This window comes from Lactobacillus sp. UMNPBX17, from assembly GCF_002553735.1.
GTDB lineage: Bacteria > Bacillota > Bacilli > Lactobacillales > Lactobacillaceae > Lactobacillus > Lactobacillus gallinarum.
Genome location: NZ_PCYT01000057.1, coordinates 1 through 9,897, shown reverse-complemented (window position 1 = coordinate 9,897; position 9,897 = coordinate 1). Strand labels below are relative to the sequence as shown.

Below are 9,897 nucleotides of genomic sequence, written 5' to 3'. Positions count from 1 at the left end.
GAATAGCCTTCATGATGATGAATTTAAGCAAATATTGGAACAGAAGATGGTCAAAGGACCAATCTTCTTTACACAAAAATAAAAATAACAAGAAAAAGACGGTCAAGCAACTCAAATTAAGAGTTGGATTGATCGTCTTTTGGTATCTGAAAGTTAGTTTTTTCCCAGACACTTTTCGTTTATAAGAATTTTTCAAAAGCCGTACTAATACCATCTTCATCATTTGAAGCAGTAACATAATCAGCGTGTTCTTTAGCGACTGGACTGCCGTTACCCATGCAGACCGCTGTTCCTGCAAATTCAAACATCGTTAAGTCGTTACGCTCATCACCAATTGCCATTACTTCATCTGGCTTAATTCCTAATTTTTCAGTTAATTCCTTTAAGCCGTTACCTTTGCTGACGCCAGGATGCAATAATTCAAGAAAACATGAATCAGCGCGAACTACATATAAATCCTTTTCAAATTCTTGGCTAATTTTTTCTTCCCATTGATCAATTAATTGTTCTTTGCCTACAAAGCATCCCTTAGCTATTTCAAAATCAGCAGGCAATTCATCCGGCTGGCGAATATATAATGTAGCAGAATTTTCGTAAGCTTGTGTGTAGATCATCAAATCAACGTCATGATCTCCAGTAATGATCTTTGAATCAGGAGATACGACATTGAATGGAATGTGATGTTTCTTACCGAAATCGTACATTTTGCGATAAAACTTGTTTGAAACCAAATCTTCAGTCATAACTTGACCATCTGCAGTTATAGTAATTGCACCATTTAGAGTGATTGCATATTGATCAGGCCCAACTATGCCTAATTCATCCATAAAATGTTTTAAACCTGCGATAGGACGACCAGAGCATAATGCGACTTTAATTCCTTGATCTAATGCTTTTTTAACTGCTTCTTTCGTGCTAGGTAAGATTTTACCGTTTGAATCAAGCAAAGTTCCATCTGTATCTAATGCAATAAATTTAATTGCCATAAAGAGCTCCTTATTTTTGGTAATCGCTTTCATTATACCTAAACATGAAGCGTATGAAAATGAAATATTTTGCATACATTTAATATATATATAAATAATAAAATAAACAGCATATTTCTTGACACACTAAATTGGCATGTAAACTTTTTACTTGAACATACGCTATAAAAGGCACAAAAATATTTCATTTGATTAAATATGCTAAAAAAATATCTGAAATATATTTCAGGCGATGAAATATTATTTTAATACCTTGAAACAGCTTTTCAGCTTTTTTTAAAAACGCTTACACAAAAGAAAAACTATGGTATAAATAAGAATGTAAGCTAGCTGCTGAGATAGAGATAAATCTGAATTTGATATCACTTAGATTTTCTATCTTAATCAATTATCTAGAGGAGAAATATTTAGATAAGATCTAGTTGTATGAGCACCTTGCAACTAGTTAGATTTGGTGAAATAGATTAGGTGTAATACAAGAAACAATTGATTTAGTTTGATTCTTTCTTTCAGGGGTAAATTATTATGATGCAAAAGTTTCAGCGGTTTGGGGCCGCAATGTTCGTCCCAGTTATGCTGTTCTCGTTTGCGGGTATTGTTGTAGCTCTAGGAAGCTTATTCAATAACCCAACTCTGTTTGGCTCAATTGCTAATCCAGGGACGGCATGGAACTCAGTTTGGGACACAATTTCAGCTGGTGGTTGGACAGTCTTCAACCAAGAGGGTATTTTGTTTACTGTAGGTTTGCCTATCGGTTTAGCTAATAAGGCTAGAGGTAGAGCAGCCATGGAAGCAGTTATTGCTTACTTGACTTACAACTACTTCATCGGTGCAATGCTTACCCACTGGGGTGCAGCATTTGGCATTCCTAACTTTGACAAGATTCAAATTGTTGCTAACGCTACTAACCACGGTTTAACTAACATTGCTGGTATCAAGACTCTTGACACTAGTATCTTAGGTGCCTTGGTTGTTGCTTTGATCGTTGTATGGTTACACAACAAGTACTTCGACAAGAAGTTGCCTGACTGGCTTGGTACTTTCCAAGGTTCAACTTATGTCTACGCTTTAGCATTCTTTGTAATGATTCCTTTAGCACTCATTACTTGCTGGGGCTGGCCAAAAGTTCAATTGGGTATCACCAGCATGCAACACTTCATCGTAGATAGTGGATTTATCGGTGTTTGGATTTACCAATTCTTGAACCGTGTATTGATTCCTACTGGTCTTCACCACTTGGTATACATTCCATTCCAATTCGGTCCAGCCGTTGTTGCCGGCGGTTTGCAACCATACTGGTTGAAACACCTTGCTGAATACGCTGCAAGTACTAAACCACTTTCACAAATCGCTTCAGTTGAAGGATTCCAACTTTACGGTAACGAAAAGGTATTCTTAGTACCATTTATCTGTCTTGCCTTCTACGCAACTGCTAAGAAGAACAAGAAGAAGCAAACTTCAGCTTTGCTTATCCCAGCTGCTTTAACCTCAGTATTAGCTGGTATTACTGAACCTATCGACTTTACTTACTTGTTCGCAGCTCCTGTACTTTGGGTAATTTACTCAGTATTGTCAGCTACTATGAACACTGTAATGTGGGCCTTTGGTTTAAGAGGTTTCATGTCAGACGGTGCCATTGGTATTGCATCAATGAACTGGTTACCACTTTGGGAAAACCACTGGCATACATATGTAATGCAATTTATCGTTGGTATTATCTTCGGTATTATTACTTACTTCGTATTTAAGATCATGATTGAGAAGTTTAACTACATCACTCCAGGTCGTGAAGCTGATGATGAAGACGTTAAACTTATCAACAAGAAAGAATACAAGCAAAAGATGGCTGCTAAAGCAGCAGGTAAGGATGCAAACGACCCTTACATCGCAAGAGCTACTGCATACCTTGACTTATTAGGTGGTGCTTCAAACATTACTGAATTGTCATCATGTGCTACTAGATTACGTGTATCTGTTGCTGATCCAAGCAAGGTTGCTCCAGACTCACAATTTAAGGCCAACAAGGCCGTTAACGTTGTTCACCACGGTAAAGCATTACAAGTTATTGTTGGTCTTGACGTTCCTCAAGTTTTGGACGAAATGACTCAATTGATGCAACAAAGCGGCAGTGACGCTAAGGTTTCAACTGAACAAGATAATCCATACATTGAGAGAGCTACAGGTATCGTTGACCTTCTTGGTGGTGGCGAAAACATTAAGGATGTAATTGCTTGCTCAACTAGAGTAAGAACTCACGTCTTTGACACTAAGAAAGTTGCTCCAGATTCTGAATTCAAGAAGATCGCAGATTCATATGAAGTTCAACACAAGGACAACAACGAAATTGACATTGTTGTTGGATTGGATGCCGATCAAGTTGTTGATCAGATGAAACAATTATTATAACTGTAAGCGCTTGTGGTATTATTAATATATAAATTATATATTGATAAGGACACAGGTAAATATGGCAAATTTAAGATCGATGGTCTATGAAAATAGTAATAAACTAAACGATTCTGAAAAACAGATAATTCAATTTGTTTTAAATAATCCGAAAGACTGTAGTAAGTTAAGCCTTGCAAGATTAGCGAAGAAGCTCTATGTATCTGAATCAGCAATATTTCGTTTATGTAAAAAGTTAGGCTTAACTGGCTACAGCGAATTGAAATTTGATTTAGCAGAATTGGCTGAATCAAAGCAAAAGCCAATCAAAATTGAAAATAATTTTGCAAGAGAACTCAGTCGAGTAAATGATGACGTTTTGAAGTATTTTAAGCAACGTGATTTTGATAGCTTATATCATGATCTAGACGATGCTAGTACAGTCTACATCTATTCAACTGGTTGGCAGCAGGAGCTGATTGCACAGTATCTAGCTCACGAACTATTTATAGTTGGCAAGCATGCAACAGTTTTACCGTCAGCTCTTGATGAATTAAAGGCGGTTAGCCGCTTTGCTAAAAAAGGCGATATCTTATTCGTAATTTCATTTACGGGTGATAATGAGACAATTAATGAGGAAATTACCAAGCTTGAATTGGTAAATGATAAATTTAGATATGTTTCATTTACTAATATGAAACAGAATAAATTAGCTTCAATTGTTCAGCATAATATTTATTTCCCAACAATTGCCTTTACTGATGATGCCGATTATAAGAGTGGCAAAGTAGCCTTTACTCCAGCATATTATTTGATTGATTTGCTTGTTAGTGAATATGTGGCTTGGCAACAGAGCCAAGGAGAGGATGTAGAAGTCAATGTGGGCAATTAGTAAACAAAAAGTTGAAAACTTTTTTGATCGAATGACCAGAAGCATGAATTTGGATACTAAAAAGATTCTTACTTGGTATTCGTACATCCTATTCATTGCTCCGCTGTTATTCTGGGCATTGATAGCGTTACGTAGCGGTGCGTCGGATCAATCGATCAAAATGATCGTTATTAAGCAGCCAGCTGTGGCAATCGTTACTATTATTGCAATCGTTGACTTTGTTCTCGGCTACTATTTGTTGCTAAATAAAAAGCAATTTTTGATTAATCGACAAACTTATCGCTTTTTGATGGTAAGTCAACTCATTGGTCAAATTTTGGTTGGCAACTTGCTCTGTGGTGTTTTAGCCATCTTGGGAATGTATAAAGCCAAAACTTTAAAAAAGACACAAGATAATATTAGTCCAGTAGTAATTGCTATCTCACTGGTAGCGGCCGTTTTATCGGTACTATGCTTTATGTTGATATTGTTACTTGAATTTTAGAAATCTAGAGGTTTAAATTATGTTTAATTTCTTTAAGAAGAATAAAGGTATGGAAGTAGATGCAGTGGTTGATGGCGACATTATGCCAATTACTGATGTAAAAGATGATGTTTTCTCAACCAAGATGCTGGGTGATGGTTTTGCAATTAAACCACAAGATAATCAAATTTATGCACCAGTTGACGGTACTATTTCTACACTCTTTCCAACTAAACACGCCATTGGAATCAAGACAAATAATGGATTAGAAATCTTAATTCACTTAGGTCTTGATACAGTTGAATTAAAAGGTGCTCCATTTACAGTTAGTGTTAACCAAGGCGATAAAGTTGAAAAGGGTCAGCCTTTAGCCACAATGGATTTCCAAATGATCACTGACAAAGGCTACGATGACAGTTGTATCGTAGTTTATACCAACATGGATCTTGTAAAGTCAGTTACTCCAATTGAAAAGGGTGCTGTTAAGCATTCCCAAAAAGTACAAACTATTGAATTTAATTAGTCATTTTCCCTCTCTCAAATAAAATCTTAATAAGACTAATAAAAAAGTAGTTTTAAATCCTAGCTTCTAAGGTGAAGCTAGGATTTTTTTGTTAAGATAGAAGCAGAGAAAAGATGAGGAGAAATAATGAAAAGATATCGACCAAATACAAAAGCGGTGCTTATAGGAATTATTTTGATGCTGATTGGAATTTTGTGTTGGGTAATTAAAGCCTCGTTTATTCCTAAAGGAGCATTATATTTATTTCCGGTTGGTTTGTTACTAATCTGTGTAGGCGGATTAGAGCTGACCATTACTGCTTTTATAGCTATGAGGAAAAATGATTTAGCAATGAGTGCCCACTTAAAAGAAATTGAAGCTCAAAGAAAAAAAGCTGAGGGCAAAAAAGAGTAAAGATAACCTAGACCGGTTAAACTATAATATGCATGAATGAAACAGAGTAATTTTTTAGAAGGGTAGAATAACAATGGATTTTAAAGAAGTTTTTCAAAAAGAACATGTAACTCGGAAATTTACTAATAGAAAAGTTCCTGAAAATGCGATTGCCGAAATAATTAAAAAGGCACAACAATCACCATCATTGCTTAATTCACAGCCTTGGAGAGCATATGTGTTAGTAGGGGATGCCTTAGAGAAATTTAAACAAGCTTCAATTGAAAATAATGATAATGATATTAAGCCAGATGAAGATTTTGCTTCAATGTTGTCACTTGATTGGGATGTTTTCCCAAGTAGAAACATGGTTACTATGGGTGCATCTCAAAGTTTCTTCTTTAGAAACAAGTTGCAATTATTTTCACATGCTAACAAAACAATGTTTAATGCCCCAGCTATTATTTTCTTAACAGTACCTAAGAAATCACCAGCTTGGTCAGTATTTGATTTGGGTATTTTTGCACAGAGTATCATGCTTTTAGCTATTAACCGCGGATTGGGGATTATGCCAGCTCACTCAATGGTTTCTTATCCAGATCTTGTTAGAAAATACGCTAAGATTCCTGAAGATGAAGCAGTCGGTATGGCTATTGCAATCGGTTATATCGATAAAAATGCGGAAATTAATGATCCGAAATTTATTCCAGCACGTGTGCATTTTGACAAAATTTATAAGTTAACAAAATAAACCAATTTCACTTGTGCAAAACTGAACTATTATAGTTAATAAATGGTAAAATAGGTTTTAGTAATTAAGTTATAAAAAAGGTGATAATGCTTTGAGTCCAGCTCAGATCGCAACTAATTTAGTTGCAACTTTGTTAATTTTTGTTGTTGCTGCATTCTTTGTTGCTGCAGAGTTTGCTTTAGTACAAACCAGACCTAGTAAACTTGAAGATATGCTGGCTAAGGGTCAGGGCAATAAAAAGAAACTACAACGTGCGCTTCACATGACGCATAATTTGAATGAGTATCTTTCAACCACACAAGTAGGTACTACTCTTGTCGGAGTAGTTTTAGGTTGGTTCTCAGCTGATACATTTGCTGTTATTTTAGCGGATGCATTTCATTTAACTCCAATGAGTGAATCGCTTATTAAGTCAGTGAGTGCGATTTTGGGTGTGATTCTTTTAACCTATTTGGAAGTTGTATTAACTGAAGTCGTTCCTAAGAATATTGCTATTGATAAACCTGTAGAGATGATGATGGCAATTGTTACACCACTTCATATTTTCCACACGGTTGTTTATCCATTTGTATGGCTGCTTAATACTAGTTCTAATGGAATTCTGAAATTAATGGGTTTTGCCCCAGCTGATGAAGAAAATGAGGTTTATTCTCAATCCGAAATTATTAAGTTGTCACGTAATGCGGTGCATGGTGGTTCGCTTGATAAAGAAGACCTCACATACATGGAACGGGCTTTCGAATTAAACGATAAAGTAGCTAAAGATATCATGACTGATAGAACACGTTTATCAGTCCTTGATTCTACTGATATTATCGAATATGCCCTTAAAAAATACTTAGAAGAGGGTTACAGCCGTTTTCCAGTAGTTAGGGATAATGATAAGGATGATGTAGTAGGATATGTCTATGCTTACGATATTGTCCAACAAAGCCAAGTTGATAGCAGTGTTCCAGTAACTAGAATTATCAGAACAATCATTACTGTTCCTGAATCAATGCCAATTCAATATATTTTGCACTTGATGATTTCTAAGCACACTCCAATTGTTTTGGTTGTTGATGAATACGGTGGTACAAGTGGTATTGTTACTGATAAGGATATTTACGAAGAGCTCTTTGGTTCTGTAAAAGATGAAATTGATGATGTTTCTGATGATTACATCATCAAAGATAAAGAAGGTAATGTCCATGTTTCTGGTAAGACTACTTTGTATGACTTTGAACGTTACTTCCATATAGATCTGAAGGCATTTCAAGATAGTGACATCATTACTATTGGTGGTTATATGATGGAACATTATCCTAACCTTAAGAAGGGTGAAACGATTGAACTAGAAGGTTATAAATTTACGCTTGATAGTATTGAACAAGGATTTATGCGTTGGTTTATCGTGGCTCCAATTAATGCTAAAGGTAAAGCCAAAGAAAAAACAGAAAATAGTAAGAAATAGAAACTATTCAGAAGAAGCGTCATTTAAGACGCTTTTTTTGTACAAAGATGTTATAATTTCTTAATAATAAGAGTTTTAAACATAAATTGGATTGAGGGGTAGGTAAATTGGTTAAAGCCGACAATATCAACGATATTATTGATCATAAATTATTTTCTGAAGATGACATTCATGAAATGTGTGTCCGTTTAGGTAAGCAACTAACTGAAGATTATGCAGGTAAGAAGCCATTAGTAGTTGGTGCTTTAAAGGGTGCTATTTATTTCTTAACAGATTTGACTCGTCAGATGGATGTCGCTCATCAATTAGATTTTATCGATGTTTCTAGTTACGGTGATGGTTTTGAATCGACTGGTAAGGTCAAGATCGTGACAGATTTAGCCACAGATGTTAAAGATCGTGACGTCTTGATTGTGGAAGATATTGTCGATACTGGTTTGACCTTGAAGTTTATGAAGGATTTAATCAAAAAACGTGGTGCGAAGAGCGTTAAGTGTTGTGCAATGCTTAATAAGGAAGCTCGCAGAAATGTTGACGTTGACCTTGAATACTACGGTTCAAAAGTTGGTAATGAATTTGTAGTAGGTTATGGTTTGGACTTCTTGAACATGTACAGAAACATCCCTTATGTTGGAGTATTAAAGCCTGAAGTTATTCAAAAATATGTGAATAAATAAAAAATAAGGAAGAACCGTTAAAGTTCTTCCTTATTTTGTTTTTGCATATAAAAGTAGATTGGCAAGCCCAATAAAGTTAATCCGATTCCGATGATTGATAAAATGAATTGATTAATAATAGTGGAAACTACGATAAAGATACCACCTAGGATTGAAATGATTGGAATAATTGGGTACCACGGAACTTTAAATGGCCGCCGTAATTCGGGTTCACGTTTTCTTAAAATAATGACGGCAATAGCTAACATGGTATTAAAGGTCCACATGACGAAAACCAGCATATCTGTCAAGACTGTGAAGTTACCCAGTAAAATCATCACGATTGCAATTGCATCTACAATCAATGCTCCCATGACCGGCACGCCAGTGTGAATGTTAGCTTTACCAATTTTATTTGAAAATGGTAAAAGATTATCTTGAGCCAGAATATATGGTGTACGCATCCCCGTTAACATGAAGGCATTAACTGCACCGTAAACGGAGATCAGAATACCTATAGTCACTAATTTACCGCCGAATTGACCGAATAATTTCATCGAAGCCTCAAAGGCAGCATTATTATTGTTTACTAAGTCATGAATTGGCAAGACCGTTAAAAAAGTATAATTTATTAAAACATAAATTAAAGTAATGGCAGACAAACCCAAAATGATTGCACGGGATAAATCTTTCTCAGGATTTTTGACCTCATTGGCCAAGTTGGTGACAACGATCCAACCTTCAAAAGCAAAAAGGGCAGATAGTAATCCTTGACTGATGGCATTAGGAAAAGAAATATTATTTCCAACTGTTAATGGAAAGATGGGAGCTGCAATTTTATTTTGATTGAAGAATCCCCAAATGATAATCAAAACAATTGGAATCACTTTTAAGATGGTGATAACTGACTGCATTTTGCTGGAAAATTTTGTGCCAATTAGGTTAATAGCTAGTAAAAATAATACAAGAAAGATTGCTATTAGATTGGCATATTTGGCATTAATGCCAAATAGTGAAACAAATTGAACACCAAAAATCGAGCTCAATGCTCCAATTTGTGCGGGGAAATAAACAATCATTTGTGCCCAGCCAAATAAAAAGCCCCAGACGCGGCCATAGGTATAATCCAAATATTTAATCGCACCATTAATTTTTAAGCTCGCTGCAATTTCAGAAATTGTTAGTCCCGACGCAATCGAAATTATTCCGGCTAATATCCATACAAAAATTGTGGTTGAACTACTGCCAGTTTGGGCCGTAATTGTTCCAATTTTAAAGAAAACTCCGGCTCCGATAACTGAACCAATTACTGTGGCGAGAGCTTGTCCAAAAGAAATTTGTCTTTTCACATTTTCACCATCCTCGTATTATATAAATTAAATCTGTGTTGATTGTCTTTTTAGTTTGTTTATTCGA

The 9,897-nt window shown here is 35.5% G+C and carries 10 protein-coding genes and 1 pseudogene; 9 read left to right on the top strand and 2 right to left on the bottom strand.

Going from position 1 to position 9,897, the window contains the following annotated elements; all coding sequences use genetic code 11:
* Positions 1-185, top strand: a pseudogene (locus CP368_RS10815) (IS5/IS1182 family transposase); the annotation flags it as partial.
* Here the strand turns inward: CP368_RS10815 and CP368_RS08200 are convergent.
* Entirely contained in the window at positions 180-986 is an 807-nt protein-coding gene (locus CP368_RS08200; RefSeq protein WP_087175932.1) for a Cof-type HAD-IIB family hydrolase, read from the bottom strand. The pseudogene CP368_RS10815 and the gene CP368_RS08200 sit on opposite strands and share 6 nt — an antisense overlap.
* A gap of 525 nt (positions 987-1,511) precedes the next feature.
* Here CP368_RS08200 and CP368_RS08195 point away from each other — a divergent pair.
* The 8 genes from CP368_RS08195 (at position 1,512) to hpt (ending at position 8,502) form a co-directional block, all read left to right on the top strand.
* The gene (locus tag CP368_RS08195; RefSeq protein WP_087175933.1) at positions 1,512-3,392 is read left to right on the top strand and encodes an alpha-glucoside-specific PTS transporter subunit IIBC; all 1,881 of its coding nucleotides are present in this window, start codon (positions 1,512-1,514) and stop codon (positions 3,390-3,392) included.
* 61 nt (positions 3,393-3,453) lie between these two features.
* Entirely contained in the window at positions 3,454-4,263 is an 810-nt protein-coding gene (locus CP368_RS08190) for a MurR/RpiR family transcriptional regulator (protein WP_025005453.1), read from the top strand.
* A complete protein-coding gene (locus CP368_RS08185; RefSeq protein ID WP_025005454.1) occupies positions 4,250-4,747 on the top strand; it encodes a hypothetical protein in 498 nt (165 codons plus the stop codon). Before CP368_RS08190 ends, CP368_RS08185 begins: the two co-directional genes overlap by 14 nt.
* Positions 4,748-4,766: 19 nt before the next feature.
* The gene (locus CP368_RS08180) at positions 4,767-5,249 is read left to right on the top strand and encodes a PTS glucose transporter subunit IIA (protein WP_025005455.1); all 483 of its coding nucleotides are present in this window, start codon (positions 4,767-4,769) and stop codon (positions 5,247-5,249) included.
* A 126-nt stretch (positions 5,250-5,375) separates the two neighbouring features.
* Entirely contained in the window at positions 5,376-5,642 is a 267-nt protein-coding gene (locus CP368_RS08175; protein ID WP_025005456.1) for a hypothetical protein, read from the top strand.
* 73 nt (positions 5,643-5,715) lie between these two features.
* Positions 5,716-6,372 carry a nitroreductase gene (locus tag CP368_RS08170; RefSeq protein WP_087235416.1) on the top strand — a complete coding sequence of 219 codons (657 nt, stop codon included), beginning with the start codon at positions 5,716-5,718 and terminating at the stop codon, positions 6,370-6,372.
* A gap of 91 nt (positions 6,373-6,463) precedes the next feature.
* Entirely contained in the window at positions 6,464-7,825 is a 1,362-nt protein-coding gene (locus tag CP368_RS08165; protein ID WP_087235415.1) for a hemolysin family protein, read from the top strand.
* 107 nt (positions 7,826-7,932) lie between these two features.
* A complete protein-coding gene (gene hpt / locus CP368_RS08160) occupies positions 7,933-8,502 on the top strand; it encodes a hypoxanthine phosphoribosyltransferase (protein ID WP_025005459.1) in 570 nt (189 codons plus the stop codon).
* 17 nt (positions 8,503-8,519) lie between these two features.
* Here the strand turns inward: hpt and CP368_RS08155 are convergent, their stop codons facing one another.
* Positions 8,520-9,830 (bottom strand): APC family permease, encoded by a 1,311-nt coding sequence (locus CP368_RS08155; RefSeq protein ID WP_025005460.1) that lies wholly within the window; start codon positions 9,828-9,830, stop codon positions 8,520-8,522.
* Positions 9,831-9,897 lie beyond the last annotated feature (67 nt).